The sequence below is a fragment of the Streptomyces sp. BRA346 genome, from assembly GCF_052851135.1.
Genome location: NZ_JAIWIH010000005.1, coordinates 626,456 through 642,408, shown reverse-complemented (window position 1 = coordinate 642,408; position 15,953 = coordinate 626,456). Strand labels below are relative to the sequence as shown.

Annotated in this window: 15 protein-coding genes; 1 reads left to right on the top strand and 14 read right to left on the bottom strand. The window is 71.8% G+C overall.

Annotation, left to right across the window (positions count from 1 at the left end):
• Position 1 precedes the first annotated feature (1 nt).
• The 13 genes from efp to rpsD all read right to left on the bottom strand — a co-directional run bounded on the left by efp (position 2) and on the right by rpsD (position 13,582).
• Positions 2–568: an elongation factor P gene (gene efp, locus LCH29_RS09650; RefSeq protein ID WP_123105581.1), complete on the bottom strand. Its 567-nt coding sequence runs from the start codon at positions 566–568 to the stop codon at positions 2–4.
• A 96-nt stretch (positions 569–664) separates the two neighbouring features.
• On the bottom strand, positions 665–1,771 hold the full coding sequence (locus tag LCH29_RS09645; RefSeq protein ID WP_446461259.1) for an aminopeptidase P family protein: 1,107 nt from the start codon (positions 1,769–1,771) through the stop codon (positions 665–667).
• Positions 1,772–1,867: 96 nt separating this feature from the next.
• The gene (locus LCH29_RS09640; RefSeq protein ID WP_446461258.1) at positions 1,868–2,809 is read right to left on the bottom strand and encodes an AAA family ATPase; all 942 of its coding nucleotides are present in this window, start codon (positions 2,807–2,809) and stop codon (positions 1,868–1,870) included.
• Positions 2,810–3,077: 268 nt separating this feature from the next.
• Positions 3,078–4,187, bottom strand: a complete 1,110-nt coding sequence (aroB, locus tag LCH29_RS09635) for a 3-dehydroquinate synthase (protein ID WP_446461257.1) — start codon at positions 4,185–4,187, stop codon at positions 3,078–3,080.
• Positions 4,184–4,666, bottom strand: coding sequence for a shikimate kinase (locus LCH29_RS09630; RefSeq protein ID WP_446461303.1), 483 nt, complete (start codon positions 4,664–4,666; stop codon positions 4,184–4,186). The genes aroB and LCH29_RS09630 overlap by 4 nt, the downstream gene beginning before the upstream one ends.
• Before the next feature lie 47 nt (positions 4,667–4,713).
• On the bottom strand, positions 4,714–5,898 hold the full coding sequence (gene aroC / locus LCH29_RS09625; RefSeq protein WP_446461256.1) for a chorismate synthase: 1,185 nt from the start codon (positions 5,896–5,898) through the stop codon (positions 4,714–4,716).
• A gap of 147 nt (positions 5,899–6,045) precedes the next feature.
• Positions 6,046–6,888 carry a shikimate dehydrogenase gene (locus tag LCH29_RS09620; protein WP_446461255.1) on the bottom strand — a complete coding sequence of 281 codons (843 nt, stop codon included), beginning with the start codon at positions 6,886–6,888 and terminating at the stop codon, positions 6,046–6,048.
• Positions 6,889–6,895: 7 nt separating this feature from the next.
• Complete coding sequence (gene mltG / locus LCH29_RS09615) at positions 6,896–8,692, bottom strand: endolytic transglycosylase MltG (RefSeq protein ID WP_446461254.1); 1,797 nt, start codon at positions 8,690–8,692, stop codon at positions 6,896–6,898.
• Between the two features lie 91 nt (positions 8,693–8,783).
• Positions 8,784–9,248 (bottom strand): Holliday junction resolvase RuvX, encoded by a 465-nt coding sequence (gene ruvX / locus LCH29_RS09610; protein WP_055557549.1) that lies wholly within the window; start codon positions 9,246–9,248, stop codon positions 8,784–8,786.
• A gap of 2 nt (positions 9,249–9,250) precedes the next feature.
• Positions 9,251–11,938 carry an alanine--tRNA ligase gene (alaS, locus tag LCH29_RS09605; protein WP_446461253.1) on the bottom strand — a complete coding sequence of 896 codons (2,688 nt, stop codon included), beginning with the start codon at positions 11,936–11,938 and terminating at the stop codon, positions 9,251–9,253.
• A complete protein-coding gene (locus tag LCH29_RS09600) occupies positions 11,938–12,270 on the bottom strand; it encodes a DUF6167 family protein (RefSeq protein WP_446461252.1) in 333 nt (110 codons plus the stop codon). The genes alaS and LCH29_RS09600 overlap by 1 nt, the downstream gene beginning before the upstream one ends.
• 8 nt (positions 12,271–12,278) lie before the next feature.
• Positions 12,279–12,725: a DUF948 domain-containing protein gene (locus LCH29_RS09595; RefSeq protein ID WP_009713640.1), complete on the bottom strand. Its 447-nt coding sequence runs from the start codon at positions 12,723–12,725 to the stop codon at positions 12,279–12,281.
• Between the two features lie 245 nt (positions 12,726–12,970).
• Positions 12,971–13,582 (bottom strand): 30S ribosomal protein S4, encoded by a 612-nt coding sequence (rpsD, locus tag LCH29_RS09590; protein WP_123098616.1) that lies wholly within the window; start codon positions 13,580–13,582, stop codon positions 12,971–12,973.
• Between the two features lie 194 nt (positions 13,583–13,776).
• On the opposite strand from rpsD, the gene LCH29_RS09585 reads away from it, so the two are divergent.
• Positions 13,777–14,523 carry a DUF2470 domain-containing protein gene (locus LCH29_RS09585; RefSeq protein ID WP_446461251.1) on the top strand — a complete coding sequence of 249 codons (747 nt, stop codon included), beginning with the start codon at positions 13,777–13,779 and terminating at the stop codon, positions 14,521–14,523.
• A 29-nt stretch (positions 14,524–14,552) separates the two neighbouring features.
• Here LCH29_RS09585 and LCH29_RS09580 read toward each other — a convergent pair whose 3' ends face one another.
• Positions 14,553–15,920, bottom strand: a complete 1,368-nt coding sequence (locus LCH29_RS09580; protein WP_123098614.1) for a replication-associated recombination protein A — start codon at positions 15,918–15,920, stop codon at positions 14,553–14,555.
• Between the last annotated feature and the right edge of the window lie 33 nt (positions 15,921–15,953).

The window sequence follows — 15,953 nt, the reverse complement described above, 5'->3', positions numbered from 1 at the left end:
GTTAGTTGTTCACCCGACCGAGGTACTCACCGGAACGGGTGTCGACCTTGATCTTTTCACCGGTGGTGATGAACAGCGGGACGCCGATCTCGTAGCCGGTCTCGAGCTTGGCGGGCTTGGAGCCACCGGTCGAGCGGTCACCCTGGACGCCCGGCTCGGTGTACTCGATCACCAGCTCGACGGCGGCGGGCAGCTCGACATACAGAGGGTTGCCCTCGTACATCGCCACGACCGCCTCGAAACCCTCGAGCAGAAACCGGGCGTTGTCGCCGACGACCTCGGGGGTGACGTAAATCTGGTCGAACGTGTCCATGTCCATGAACACGAAGCTCTCGCCGTCCTTGTACGAGAACTGCATGCCGCGCTTGTCGACATTGGCCGTCTCGACCTTCACGCCGGCGTTGAAGGTCTTGTCGACCACCTTGCCGGACAGCACGTTCTTGAGCTTGGTGCGCACGAAAGCAGGGCCCTTGCCGGGCTTGACGTGCTGGAACTCGACGACGGACCAGAGCTGGCCGCCTTCGAGCTTGAGCACCATGCCGTTCTTGAGGTCGTTCGTGGATGCCACGGTTGCGGGATCTCCTGGACTGCAGCTGGTGGAGACCAGAAAGCAGCGGTGCGCCGTTATCAGCCAGGGCCGCCAGCGGAAAACTGTCAGCCAGAACTACAGCGCGAGCAGCTCTTTGGTCGTGATGGTGAGTAGCTCGGGTCCGCCGTCCGCCTCGGGGCGGACGACGAGCGTGTCGTCGATCCGGACACCGCCCCGTCCCGGGAGGTGGACCCCCGGTTCGACGGTGACCGGCACACAAGCGTCCAGTTTACCCATGGCCGACGGCGAGAGCCGAGGGTCCTCGTCGATTTCAAGGCCCACGCCGTGTCCGGTACGCGTCTCCAGCCCCTCCCCGTAGCCCGCGGCGTCCAGCACCTGACGGGTCACCCGGTCCACGTCCCGGTACGCCATGCCCGGCAGCAGCGCCTCCCGCCCGGCCCGCTGAGCGGCGAAGACGACGTCGTACAGCTCGACCTGCCAGTCCGCGGGCGAGGGGCCGATGACGAACGTACGGCCCACCTGGCAGCGGTACCCGCGGTAGTCGGCGCCCAGGCAGATGGTGAGGAAATCGCCCTCCTCCACCCGCCGGTCGGTGGGCAGATGACCGGCCCGGCCCGCGTGCGGCCCCGCGGCGACCACGGTGGGGAACGCCGGTCCGTCCGCCCCGTGGTCCACCAGCCGTCGCTCCAGCTCCAGCGCGAGATGACGCTCGGTACGGCCCACCAGGATCGACTCCAGCAGCTCACCGAGCGCCTGGTCGGCCAGCTCCCCGGCGATCCGCATGCAGGAGATCTCCTCGTCGTCCTTGACGATCCGCAGCTGCTCGACGGCCCGCCCCAGGTCGGCGAGGTGCAGCCGCGGCGCGGCGGAGCCGACCGCCCGGTGGCGGGCCACGGTCAGATGGTGCTCCTCGACGGCCAGCGACTCGGCGCCGTCCGCCGCGGCCAGGTCGGCGGCGGCCACGGCCGGGTCGCCGTCCGGCCCGGACAGCATGAGCAGCCGCAGATCCTCCGGATGCGGCCCCGCCCCCGGCCCCCACGACGACGCCTCGGGCGCCACCAGGACGTCCTGGACGGGCCCGAGGAGCAGGGTGGCGCCCGGGGGCGCGTCGCCGCACAGATAGCGCACATTGGCGGGCCGGGAGACCAGGGCGGCCTCGCTCCCGGCCGCCGCGTACTGGTCGTGCAGGCGGGCACGTCGGGCCGCGTACACCTGGGACATGCCCCGAGCGTACGCACTCCGGCCCGCCCCGGCCGTTCGGACGGGTCCGGATGGGGTCCCCGTCCCCTGGGGCTCTCGGAAGGTGGGTGGGAGTGCTCAGAAGGTGGGTGGGCTCGCGATGGAGCGGGCCACTACCTCGTCCAGCATGCGGGCGGTGGTCTCCACGTCGTACGTCGAGTTGTCGATGATCGGCAGCCCGGAGCCGTACCACCCGGCCATCCGGCCGTGGATGCGGGCGACCTCTTCGTCGCTGAGGCGGCGGTTGCCGCTGCGGGCCGCGTTCCGCTCCAGGACGATTTCCAGGCCGGGCAGCACCACGACGGGGAGGAGTCCGGGGCCGACGTGCCGCTTCCAGCCGCCGAGGCCGACGACGGGGCGGTCCGGGAAGACGGCGTCGTCGAGGATGCAGGAGATGCCGTTGGCGAGGAAGTTGCGGGCGGCGAAGCCGCAGGTGCGGCGGGCGAGACGATACTGCGCCTCGGAGTTCTCGTTCCAGCCCGACTGGGGGTTGGCGAAGCCCGACCTGACCCATTCGCGGACGTCGTCCAGGCTGATGTGGGCGGTCGGGACCCGGCGGCGGTCGGCCCAGTAGCGGGCGACGGTGGTCTTGCCCGCTCCGGCCGGTCCGATGAGCAGCACGGCGACGGCGGCCTGCGAGGCGTCGGCCATCGCCGGGTCGGCGGGCGGGTGCGGCAGCGGGACGGGCCCGCCGGGCGGCAGCTGGATATGGCCGGTGGTGCCGGGCTGCTCGACGGGCGGCTGCGGGGTGGGGTGCCCGGTCTGCGGATGGCCCGCCACCGGAGGCGCGGGCGCGGGCGGTGCGGGCACCGGGGGCACGGGCACCGGCGGCACGGGCGCGGCGGGGTGCGCGGGCTGGGCCGGTGGGGTGGGCATCGGAGGTACGGGCGGGGCCGGGTGGTGCGGAGGGGGACCGGGGGGCTGACTCGCGCTCTGGGCCCAGCCTGCGTCCTGCGGCCCGTGCCCCTGCCCCGCCGGCCGGTGGGACGGTGGCAGCGGAGCTCCCACTGCGTGCTGCATCCGGTGGCACTCCGTCTCGTACAGGCGGCAGTCGTGACGGACAACTGTCGCGTGGTGACGCGGCGCTGAGGCCGCTCCTACCGAACGGTACCTGCCCAGGCCGCCGCTGTGTGAACGCCCCGGAAACCCGATGCGTGCCCGTCTTGGCGCGTCAGCCAGGCAATTCGTCCGGACAGGCCCGCAACTGCGGGCACCTGCCGGGGTGTTGGAAAGCCCGCGGCGGTGCCGCGGGCTTCCCTGGCGATGACACACTTGTGACCGAACCGGGTCAGCCCTGCGCGCTGTCCCGGGAGATCTCCCCGTACGCCGCGAGCAGCACCGCCGGGTCCGGCCCTTCCAGCACGGTCGGCTTGGCGATGCCGTCCAGCACGATGAAACGCAGCAGGTCACCGCGGGACTTCTTGTCGACCTTCATGGTCTCCAGCAACTTGGGCCACTGGTCGCCGCGGTAGGTCAGCGGCAGGCCGACGGACTCCAGGACCGCGCGGTGCCGGTCGGCGGTGGCGTCGTCCAGGCGGCCCGCGAGACGGCCCAGTTCGGCGGCGAAGACCATGCCGACGGAGACGGCGGCGCCGTGCCGCCAGTTGTAGCGCTCGTTCTTCTCGATGGCGTGCGCGAGGGTGTGCCCGTAGTTGAGGATCTCGCGCAGGCCGGATTCCTTGAGGTCGCTGGAGACGACCTCGGCCTTGACCCGGATGGAGCGCTCGATCAGCTCGGCGGTGTGCGGACCGCCGGGGACGCGGGCCGCGGCCGGGTCCCGCTCGATCAGCTCCAGGATGGCCGGGTCGGCGATGAATCCGGCCTTGATGACCTCGGCGAGGCCGCTGATGTAGTCGTTGACCGGCAGCGAGTCCAGCGCGGCCAAGTCGCACAGCACCCCGGCCGGGGGGTGGAAGGCGCCGACGAGGTTCTTGCCCTCGGCGGTGTTGATGCCGGTCTTGCCGCCGACCGCCGCGTCGACCATGCCGAGCACGGTCGTCGGGACGGCGATCCAGCGCACCCCGCGCAGCCAGGTCGCGGCGACGAACCCGGCGAGGTCGGTGGTCGCGCCGCCGCCGACGCCGACGATGACGTCGCTGCGAGTGAAGCCGGTCTGGCCGAGCGCCTTCCAGCAGTACGCGGCGACCTCGGCGGTCTTGGCCTCCTCCGCGTTCGGCAGCTGGATCGCGATGGCCTCGTACCCTTGGTCGGCGAGGTCCTGGCGGATCGCCTCACCGGTCTCGGCGAGCGCCTCAGGGTGCAGGACGGCGACGCGCTTGGTCCCCTCCCCGATCAGACCGGGCAGCTCGCCGAGGAGCTGCCGGCCGACCAGGACCTCGTACGGCGCGGTGCCCGCGGTGCCGCCGACCTGGATGCGCGTGGGGGTTTCGGTGCTCATGCCTTCTTCAGCTCCAGTGCGTCCATGACGGCGTCGGCGACCTCGTCGGGGGTGCGGCCCTCGGTCGTCACGACGGCCCGGGCGACTTCGGTGTACAGCGGGCGGCGCTGCTCCATCAGCTCCCGCCAGCGCTGGCGGGGGTTGACGGCGAGCAGCGGGCGGGGGGCGTCCAGGCCGGTGCGCTTGACGGCCTCGGCGACGCCCATCTCCAGGAAGACCACCGGGAGGCCGGTGAGCAGGGCGCGGGTGCCCGGGTCGAGGATCGCGCCGCCGCCGAGCGCCAGCACGCCCGGGTGCCCGGCGACGGCGGTCGCCACGGCCTGCCGCTCCAGCTCGCGGAAGTGGGGTTCGCCCTCGTCGATGAAGATCTCGGAGATCTCCTTGCCCGCCGTCTCCACGATGTCGGTGTCGGTGTCGCGGAACGTGGTGCCCAGCCGCTCCGCGAGCACCCGTCCGACGGTGCTCTTCCCGACGCCCATGGGTCCGACCAGGACGGCCGCGGGCCCCTCCGGCGCGCTGGAGCCGCTCACCGGATGGCCAGGCTGTCGAGGAAGCCCCGCACGTTGCGGCGGGTCTCGGCGACCGAGTCGCCGCCGAACTTCTCGGCGACCGCGTCCGCCAGCACCAGGGCGACCATGGCCTCGGCGACGATGCCCGCGGCGGGCACCGCGCACACGTCCGAGCGCTGGTGGTGGGCCTTGGTGGCCTCGCCGGTGGTGACGTCGATCGTGGCCAGCGCGCGGGGCACGGTCGCGATCGGCTTCATCGCGGCCCGCACCCGCAGCAGCTCACCCGTGGTCAGCCCGCCCTCGGTGCCGCCGGAGCGGCCGGAGGAGCGCTTGATGCCCTCGTCGGTCGACACGATCTCGTCGTGCGCCTGGGAGCCGGGCACCCGGGCGAGGTCGAAGCCGTCGCCGACCTCGACGCCCTTGATGGCCTGGATGCCCATCAGCGCGGCGGCCAGCCGCGCGTCCAGCCGGCGGTCCCAGTGCACATGCGAGCCGAGGCCCACCGGCACGCCGTACGCCAGCACCTCGACGACGCCGCCGAGGGTGTCGCCGTCCTTGTGGGCCTGGTCGATCTCGGCCACCATCGCCTTGCTCGCGTCGGCGTCCAGGCAGCGCACCGGGTCGGCGTCGAGCCGCTCGACGTCGGACGGCTTGGGGTAGACGCCGTACGGGGCCTTGGCCGCGGCCAGCTCGGTCACATGGGAGACGATCTCGATCCCGGCCGTCTCCTTGAGGTAGGAGCGGGCGACGGTGCCGAGGGCGACGCGGGCGGCGGTCTCGCGGGCGCTGGCGCGCTCCAGGATGGGCCGGGCCTCGTCGAAGCCATACTTCTGCATCCCGGCCAGGTCGGCGTGGCCGGGGCGGGGGCGGGTCAGCGGCGCGTTGCGGGCCAGCCCGTCCAGGATCTCGGGGTCGACCGGGTCGGCGGCCATGACCTGTTCCCACTTGGGCCACTCGGTGTTGCCGACCATGATCGCGACCGGCGAGCCGAGGGTGAGGCCGTGCCGGACGCCGCCGATGAAGGTGACCTCGTCGCGCTCGAACTTCATCCGCGCCCCGCGGCCGTAGCCGAGACGGCGCCGCGCGAGGGCGTCCGCCACCATGTCGGTGGTGATCGGCACCCCTGCGGGCAGCCCCTCCAGCGTCGCCACAAGCGCGGGGCCGTGCGACTCCCCCGCGGTCAGCCAGCGCAACCTGCTCAACGGTGCTCCCTCATGCTTGCCCCTCGACGTGTAGCGGCGGGACCTGGTGCGGCCCTGGCCCGCCTCCCTCCGATCCTCCCACGTCCGCCGGAGGGCCCGGGGTGGTGGTCCACCAGACGGACCTGGGTGTGAGACACGGCGCGGGTGTCAGGAGCGGGCGGCGAGGGCCGCCTCGCCCGCCTCGCGCATCGCGGCGAGCGGTGCCGGGGCGCATCCGGTGATCTGCTCGACCTGCGGCACGGCCTGGTGGACCAGCAGGTCGAGCCCGCCGACCACGGCGCCGCCACGCGCCGACCAGGCGGCGGCCAGCGCGGTCGGCCAGGGGTCGTAGAGCACGTCGAAGAGCGTGCCGGGGCGCTCGGGGACGGACGCGGCGAGCGCGTCGGTCGTCCCGGCGGGGGTGGTGGCGATCACCAGCGGGGCGTCGAACGCATCGGTCGCGGCGGCCCAGTCCGCCGTGCGCACCGGCACGCCGAGCCGCTCGCCCCACTGCCGCATCTCGGCCGCCCGGGCGTCGCTGCGGACGTACGCGGTGACCTCGCCGTCGCAGATGCGGGCGAGCGCGGCCAGCGCGGAGGAGGCGGTGGCCCCGGCCCCCAGGACGGCGGCCCGCTCCACGCGCCGGACGCCGCGCTCCGCGAGCGCCGCCACCATGCCCGGGATGTCGGTGTTGTCGCCGAGTCGTCGGCCGTCGTCGGTCAGGACGACGGTGTTGACCGCCTCCACCGAGGCCGCCGTGTCGCTGATGCGGTCCAGCAGCGGGATGACCGCGCGCTTGAGCGGCATGGTCACCGAGAACCCCGCCCAGCCCTGCTCCCCCGGCCCGCCGATCCGCTCGAAGAAGCCGGGCAGCGCGGCCTCGTCCAGTTCGACGGCGCCGTAGGTCCAGCCGTCGAGGCCCAGCTTCCGGTACGCGGCGTTGTGCAGCGCCGGGGACAGGGAGTGGGCGACCGGCGAGCCGAGCACGGCCGCGCGGCGGGTGTGGGACATGGCTTCCTCAGTTGTTCCTGCGCTGCTTGTTGAACTTGTCGACCAACTTCTGGTGCTCCGCGTAGGTCTTGGAGAACTCGCTCGTCTTGCCGTCGAGCGAGATGAAATAGAACCACCCGTTGTCGGTCGGATTCATGGACGCCTTCAGCGCGTCCGCCCCCGGATTGCCGATCGGTCCGGGCGGCAGCCCCTTGTAGAAGTAGGTGTTGTACGGGTTGTCGTATCCCTTGATCTCACTGATCGGGATATCGAGCTTGCTCTGGTTCTTGATGTAGTTGTACGTCGAGTCGAATTCCAGCTTGCCATTGGTCTGGGTGTTGCCGACCTCGAGCCGGTTGTAGACCACCTCGGCCATTTGCCGGAAGTCGCTGTGGGTGATGCCCTCCGCCTGGACCAGGCTCGCCACGGTGAGCAGCTGGAGCGGGGAGTCGAGGCCCTCCGCCTTGGCCTTGCCCTCCAGGTCGTACCGCGCGTAGTTCCGCTTGGCCTCGGCGACCATCTTGCGCAGCACGTCCGCGGGCTTGGCGTTCTTGGCCACGCTGTAGCGGGACGGGTAGAGGAATCCTTCCAGCGGATCCTTGATCTTCGCATTGTCGTTCGCCCAGGAAGGCAGCCCGAGGCTCTTGGCCTGCTTCTTGGCAACGCCCGCCGTGGTGCCCGCCTTGACGCCGGTCTTCTTGTCGATCGCCGCGTAGACCGCGACGTCGCGCATGCCCTCGGTGACGATCAGGGCATTGTTGCCCGCGGGGCTGAGCATCAGCTTCACCGCGGCCGCGCCGGACATTTCCTTGCGGAGGCTGTAGCTGCCGGGCTGGACGAACTTACCGCTGTCCTCGACGGCTTCCACGAATGCGCCGCTGCTCTTCACCACGCCCTTTTCGGCCAGGATGCTGCCGATTTCGGCATTGCCGGAACCGTCGGGAACCTCCACCTCGACCTGACCGGTGCCCTGGCCCGCGTAGTCCGGCGCCGGGCCGAAGCGGGTCTGCCAGAAGTCGTACGCGAAGTAGCCGCCTCCGCCGACGGCGCCCACCAGGACGACGGTGACGAAGAGGCAGGCGACCCCGCTGCGGCGCTTGGCCCCGGACTCCTTCTGGGATTTCTTGGACTTCTTGGATTTCTTCGAGCGGCCCTCGGAGGCGGCGTCCCCGTCGTCGTCCGCCGCGCTGTCGCCGCCGTCGGCACCACTGTCGTTCCGGAAGAACGGATGGTCGTCCGGGCGGTCCTGCGGGGCCTCCCGCGGCTCCTCGGCCACCTCCTGCGGCACCTGGGGCATCTGCTGGGTCTCCCCCGGCATCTGCGCGTCCCCCTGCGGCGGCGGCTCGTGCGCCGCCTGCTGCGGGAAGCCCTCCTGGACGCCGCCCTGGGCCGCGTAGCCGTACGGGTCGTTCGGGTCCATCCCGGCGCCGTACGAGCCGTTCCAGCCGCCGGTGTCGTAACCCTGTTGTGCCTGCTGTCCCTGTTGTGCCTGCTGTCCCTGCTGGAGCTGCTGTCCCTGCTGGTCCCAAGCGGGCTGCTGTTGCTGCTGCGGGAACGGCTGCGCGTCCTGCGGGTATCCGTGCGGGTACTGCTGGTGCCCGTACGGGTCCTGCCCGTAGAGGTCCTGGCCGTGGACGCCCGGGGCGTAACCGTCCTGCGCGTAACCGTCGCGGGGGTAGGGGACCTGCCCGTACGGATCGTTCGGGTCCTGCGGGTACGGGTCCTGACCGGTCACGGCCTGGTGGCCGCCCCACCCCTGGTCCCCGTACAACGGGTCCTCGGGATGCCACGGTTGGGAGCCGGGTCCCCGGCCGTACTCAGTCATCGAACCCCTAGCGATGGCGGTGGCAGCCGCCCGGTGCGCTCGCGGCACAAGCGACGGCTGCCATGTCGCGCGGAACGTTACCGTATCGCGATCAGATGACCACTTCGACGGCCTCGCCCGGCGCCCGGCCGGAGGCCCGCTCGGTCTCCAGCGCGCTCTGCAAAATGACCACAGCGGCTGCCTGGTCAACGACCGAACGGCCCTTCTTGGACGACACCCCGGACGCCCGGAGGCCATGCGCCGCTGTGACGGTCGTCATACGCTCGTCGACCAGCCGCACGGACACCGGCTGGACCCGCCGCGCCAGCTCGCGGGCGAAGGTGCGCACCTTGGCCGCGGCCGGCCCCTCGCGCCCGTTGAGCGAGCGCGGGAGACCGATCACCACCTCGATGGGCTCGTACTCCTCGACGAGGGCCGCCAGCCGCTTGTGGGCGGCCGGGATGTCGCGTCCCGGCACGGTCTCCACGGGGGTGGCGAGGATCCCGTCGGGGTCGCACGAGGCGACCCCGATGCGGGCGTCCCCGACGTCGATGGCGATGCGCCGGCCGCGCCGCACGGTTACTGGCCCGATTCCGCGACGAGCCGCTCGACGGCCTCGATGGCGTCGCCGACGGCGTCCGGGTTCTGGCCGCCGCCCTGGGCGACGTCCGGCTTGCCGCCGCCTCCGCCGCCGAGCGTCTTGGCGGCGGTGCGGACCAGGTCACCGGCCTTGAGGCCGCGCTCGCGGGCCGCCTCGTTGGTGGCGATGACGGTCAGCGGGCGGCCGCCTCCCACGGTGAACAGGGCGACGACGGCGGGCCGGTCGACGGCCCCCGACTTCTGGTCCAGCCGTCCGCGCACGTCCAGCACCAGCTTGCGCAGGTCGTCGGCGCTCGTGCTGTCCGGCACCCGGCCGGTGGCCAGGGTGACACCGCGGACGTCCTTGGCGCCCTCGGCGAGCCCGGCGGCGGCCTGGAGCACCTTCTCGGCGCGGAACCGCTCGATCTCCTTCTCGGCGTCCCGGAGCTTGGTGAGCATGCCGGAGATCTTCTCCGGAAGCTCCTCGGGACGGCCCTTGACCAGGTCGGTCAGCTGGGAGACGACCGTGTGCTCACGGGCGAGGAAGTTGTACGCGTCCACGCCCACCAGGGCCTCCACGCGGCGCACACCGGAGCCGATGGAGGACTCGCCGAGCAGCTTCACCAGGCCCAGCTGGGCGGTGTTGTGGACGTGCGTACCGCCGCACAGCTCCTTGGAGAAGTCGCCGATGGTCACCACGCGCACCCGGTCGCCGTACTTCTCGCCGAACTCGGCGATGGCGCCCTGCTTCTTGGCGTCGTCCATGCTCATCACCTCGGCGGTGACGTCGAGTTCGCGGGAGAGCACCTCGTTGATCTTCTGCTCGACGTCGGTGAGCACCCCGCCGGGGACGGCGGACGGCGAGCCGAAGTCGAAGCGGAAGCGGCCGGGCGAGTTCTCCGAACCGGCCTGGGCGGCGGTCGGGCCGAGCGCGTCGCGCAGCGCCTGGTGGGTGAGGTGGGTGGCGCTGTGGGCGCGGGCGATGGCCCGGCGGCGCTTGACGTCGATCTCGGCGTACGCGCCGGAGCCGACCGTCACCTCGCCGACCTGGACGACGCCCTTGTGCACGCTGACGCCGGGCACCGGCTGCTGGACGTCCCGCACCTCGACGACGGCGCCGGAGGCCAGCTTGATCTTGCCGGTGTCGGCGAGCTGACCGCCGCCCTCGGCGTAGAACGGGGTGCGGTCCAGGACGACCTCGACCTCGTCGCCCTCGGAGGCGGCGGGCGAGGACACCCCGTCGACCAGCAGGCCGACGACGGTGGACTCGCCGGAGGTGTCGCTGTAGCCGGTGAACTCCGTGGAGCCTGAGGTGTCGGCGACCTCGCGGTAGGCGGACAGGTCGGCGTGGCCGGTCTTCTTGGCCTTGGCGTCGGCCTTGGCGCGCTCCCGCTGCTCCCGCATCAGGCGGCGGAAACCGTCCTCGTCCACCGAGAGGCCCTGTTCGGCGGCCATCTCCAGGGTGAGGTCGATCGGGAAGCCCCAGGTGTCGTGGAGCAGGAACGCCTTGTCGCCGGGGAGCACCGAGCCGCCCGCGGCCTTGGTGTCGGTGACGGCGGTGTCGAGGATGTTGGTGCCGGCCTTGAGGGTCTTCAGGAAGGCCGACTCCTCGGCGAGCGCGACGGTCTCGATGCGCTTGCGGTCGGTCAGCAGCTCCGGGTACTGCTGGCCCATCGTCTTCAGGACGGTGTCCACCAGCTCGCCGACGACCGGCTCGGCGGCGCCGAGGATGCGCATGTTGCGGATGGCGCGCCGCATGATGCGGCGCAGCACGTAGCCGCGGCCCTCGTTGCCGGGGGTGACGCCGTCGCCGATGAGCATGACGGAGGTGCGCATGTGGTCGGCGACCACGCGCAGGGACACGTCGGTGTCATGGGAGGAGCCGTAGACGACGCCGGTCAGCTCGGTGGCCTTGTCCATCACGACGCGCAGGGTGTCGGTCTCGTACATGTTCTGTACGCCCTGGAGGATCATCGCGAGGCGCTCGAGGCCGAGGCCGGTGTCGATGTTCTTGCTGGGCAGCTCGCCGAGGATCGGGAAGTTCTCCTTGCCCTCGCCCGCCCCGCGCTCGTACTGCATGAAGACCAGGTTCCAGATCTCCACGTAGCGCTCGTCGTTGACGGCCGGGCCGCCCTCCACGCCGAACTCCGGACCACGGTCGTAGTTGATCTCGGAGCAGGGGCCGCAGGGGCCGGGGACGCCCATGGACCAGTAGTTGGGGCCCATGCCCAGGCGCTGGATCCGTGTCGAGGGGACGCCGACGACGTCGCGCCAGATGCGCTCGGCCTCGTCGTCCTGCTCGTAGACGGTGATCCAGAGCCGCTCGGGGTCGAGGCCGTAGCCACCGTCCGCCACGGAGCCGGTGAGCAACTCCCAGGCGTAGGTGATGGCCCCTTCCTTGAAGTAGTCGCCGAACGAGAAGTTGCCGCACATCTGGAAGAAGGTGCCGTGCCGGGTGGTCTTGCCGACCTCTTCGATGTCCGGCGTGCGCACGCACTTCTGCACGCTCACGGCGCGCTTGTAGGGCGGCTGGACCTCACCCAGGAAGAACGGCTTGAAGGGGACCATGCCCGCGTTGACGAGCAGCAGGGTCGGGTCGTCCGCGATGAGCGACGCCGACGGCACGACGGTGTGCCCGCGCTCCTCGAAGAAGCGCAGCCAGCGGCGGCGGATTTCAGCCGACTCCATCAGTGGTCCTCATTTCGGGCGTTCGGGTAGGGGTAGGGAGACGTGTGGGTGAGCTGGATCCGGCCGCGCTGGGCGGGCAGCTGTGTGAGGTCGTTGGCGGGCGGCGCCGAGGTCAGGCCCAGGGCGTCCTTGAGGGCCGCCTCGCGGTCGGCCATGCCGTCGCGCACGTCGAGCGCGAAGACCTTGATCCGCCGTCCGGCGAGCACCGCCCGATCGGCGGCCTGCGCCGCCAGGCTCTCGGGGGTGAGCTGATTGAGCTTGCGCTGGACCTTGGTGGTGGCCCACACACCGGCTGCGACGCCGGTGGTGAACCAGAATGTGCGGCGGAACATCCGGTCTCTCAGCCCTTCGATCCACGGTTGCGGCGGCCGCCCCGGCGGGCGGACGGCAAGGTCTTGCCGATGACGACGGTGCCGGTGCGCGCGGGCGCGTCTTCGGGAGCCGCCTTCCGGCCGATCGCGCGCCGGACGCCGTAGCCGAACGCCGCGACCTTGACCAGCGGTCCGCCGAAGGCGGAGGAGACGGTCGACGACAGCGCGGAGGCGTTCGAGGTGACCTCCTGGACGTCGGAGGCGATCGAGTCCACGCGCGCGAGCTGGGTATTCGCCTCGCGCACGGTCGCGGACGCCTCGCTGAGCAAGGGCACTGCCTGCTCGGTCACCTCCGCCACCAGCCGGGTCGCCGCCTTGAGCGTCTGGGCGAGCCTCACCAGGGCGAGGGCGAGGAAGGACACCAGGATCGCCCAGAAGACGGCCACGAGGATCCCGGCCACCTCTCCACCGGACACGTTGCACCGCTCCCTGCTGCCGATCACGTCGGTCGTCGTTGTTCAGGTCGTCCGTCGTTCGAGTCGTCCGTCGCCCGGCGTTCTCGGGCGGTCATCCGGGCGCGGGCGGCAGGTATCGACCCTATCGCGCCGAACAGGCCCGGCCGAAACGCATTCCGCTCGGGCCAAACAGCCCGCGGGTTCCCCTTCGACACACCGGTCGACGGGGAACCCGCGGGCTGGATGAGTACGCGGCGTCCGCTGGATCAGCGGGCGTAGTACTCGACGACGAGCTGCTCGTCGCAGATCACCGGGACCTCCTTGCGGTTCGGGTCCCGGTCCAGGCGGAAGGCCAGGGCCTTCAGGTTGACCTGGAGGTAGCGCGGGGTCTCGCCGTCGGGGGCGTAGCCACCCTCGCGGGCCACCTGGAAGGGGTGCTTCTCGCGGCTGCGCTCGCGGACCATCACCACGTCGTCCGGGCTGACCCGGAAGGAGGGCTTGTCGACCTTGCGGCCGTTGACCTCGATGTGACCGTGGACCACCATCTGGCGGGCCTGGTAGATCGTGCGGGCGATTCCCGACCGCAGGACGAGCGCGTCCAGACGGCGCTCAAGCTCGATGATCAGGGCTTCGCCTGTCTTGCCTTCGACCTTCCGAGCGCGGTCGTAGGCACGCACCATCTGGCGCTCGCTGATGTCGTACTGAGCGCGCAGACGCTGCTTCTCCAGCAGCCGGACCTTGTAGTCACTGGTCTGCTTGCGGCCACGGCCGTGCTCGCCGGGCGGGTAGGGGCGGGCCTCGAAGTACTTGACGGCCTTCGGCGTCAGCGCGATGCCGAGTGCGCGCGACTTCTTGACCTTGGGACGCGACTGGTTCACGTGGAACGGACCTCCGATGTAAGTTAGGTGAGCCTTACCTTAGCCGAGGAGTACGCATGTTTCGACCTGGGATCCCCCTGCCCAGCACTGGTCAGAGCCTTCAGGAAGGTCAGCCGCGTCCCAAGGAAGACGCCCTGCGGCCCACTGCGGCAGAGCGTGTACGGACTCTCGTAGATGCCAAGGCTACGGCGTCGTTGACGATTCCCGGAATCGAGGTCCCCGACGATCTCGGCATGGACGGACCGGCCGCCCGCGCCGTCACTCCGGACGGCGACGTGCTGTTGCTGGTTTCCGGCGGCTCACCGGCGGCCCGCGCCGCGGCCTACGCGCAGGACGACGATCTGACCTGCGTGATGGAGATCACGGATGTCGCCCCGGTCTCGATACCCCAGCGCATCCGCGGCCGCGCCTGGGTGGCCGGCTGGCTCACCCCCGTACGCGGCGGCGACCGCGCCGCGAGCGCGGCCCTGCTGGCTCAAGCCCATCCGGTCGGCGAACTGCTGGGCCTCGGGGACACCCTCCAGCCCGACTCCGCCGCCGGGCCGCACGGCCGGACCGCCGCCTGGACACTGCTGCGGCTGGAGGTCGGCGAGGCCTGCGTGGACGACCTGTGGGGTGCGGACGGCGTCGAGCCGGACGACTTCGCGCAGGCCACCCCCGACCCGCTCGCCCCGCACGAGGCCGAGCTGCTCCAGCACCTCCACGCGGCCCACAGCGACCAGGTGCGCGGGCTGTGCGCCCTGCTGGGCGAGCGCTCGTCCACGGTGTGCACCCGCGGCCCCGCGGTCCCCGTGGCCCTCGACCGGTTCGGCCTGCGGGTCCGCTTCACGGACGACGCCGACCAGCCGTTCGACGCGCGCTTCGACTTCCCGGAGCCGGTGCGGAGCGTCTCCGAACTGCGCCGCGCGATGCACGCCCTGTTCGAGGCGGCCGCCGGCTAGGCCCGGGGCGCGGGTCCGGGAGGGCCGCGCTATGAGGACTCCGGCGGCGGGTCGCCGCGCAGCCGCGCCCGGACCCGCTCGACCACATCCGCGTAGCGGGCCTCCGCCCCGTACCGCGTCGGCTCGTAGTAGCGCTTTCCGTGGATCTTGTCCGGCGCGTACTGCTGCGCCGCGATGCCGCCCGGCAGATCGTGCGGATACAGATACCCCTGGGCGTGGCCGAGCTTTTCGGCGCCCTTGTAGTGCCCGTCCCGCAGATGCGGCGGCACCGGGCCCGCGAGCCCCGCGCGGACATCCGCCAGCGCCGCCCCGATCGCCGTCGTGGCCGCATTGGACTTCGGCGCGAGCGCCAGCGCGATCGTGGCGTGGCTCAGCGTCAGGGCGGCCTCGGGGAAGCCGATCATCGCGACCGCCTGCGCCGCCGCCACGGCGGTGGGCAGGGCGGTCGGGTCGGCCAGCCCGATGTCCTCGCTCGCCGAGATCATCAGCCGGCGCGCGATGAACCGCGGGTCCTCCCCCGCCTCGATCATCCGCGCCAGATAGTGCAGCGCGGCGTCCACGTCCGAGCCGCGGATCGACTTGATGAGCGCGCTCGCCACGTCATAGTGCTGATCACCGGCGCGGTCGTAGGTGACCGCCGCCCGGTCGACCGCCTCCTCCAGCGTGGTCAGCGTGATCTCCGCCTCGCCCTTGGCGATCGCCGATCCGGCCCCCGCCTCCAGGGCGGTGAGCGCCCGCCGGGCGTCGCCGCCCGCGATCCGCAGCAGATGCGCCTCGGCCTCGTCGGGGAGGGTGACCGCGCCGCCGAGCCCCCGCTCGTCGGCCAGCGCGCGGCGCAGCAGCCCGCGCAGATCGTCGTCGGTGAGCGACTCCAGGGTGAGCAGCAGCGAGCGGGACAGCAGCGGGGAGATCACCGAGAAGTACGGGTTCTCGGTGGTGGCCGCGATCAGGGTGACCCAGCGGTTCTCCACGGCGGGCAGCAGCGAATCCTGCTGCGCCTTGCTGAAGCGGTGGATCTCGTCCAGGAAGAGCACGGTCTCCCGGCCGTACGCCCCCGAGGAGCGGCGCGCCCCGTCGATGACGGCCCGCACCTCCTTCACCCCCGCGGTGATCGCCGACAGCTCCACGAACCGCTTCTGGGTGGCCTGGCTGACCACGTACGCGAGGGTGGTCTTGCCGATGCCGGGCGGGCCCCACAGCAGCACCGAGGACGGCCCGGCCGGTCCTCCGCTGCCCTCGCCGACCAGTCTCCGCAACGGCGATCCGGGACGCAGCAGATGCTGCTGCCCCACGACCTCGTCCAGCGTGCGCGGTCGCATGCGCACGGCCAGCGGACTGCTGGACGGGTCCTTCTCCTGGCGGTCCTCGGCGGCGGCGGTGAACAGATCTGGCTCCACCCGGGAAGCCTATGACACCGCACCGACAGCGCC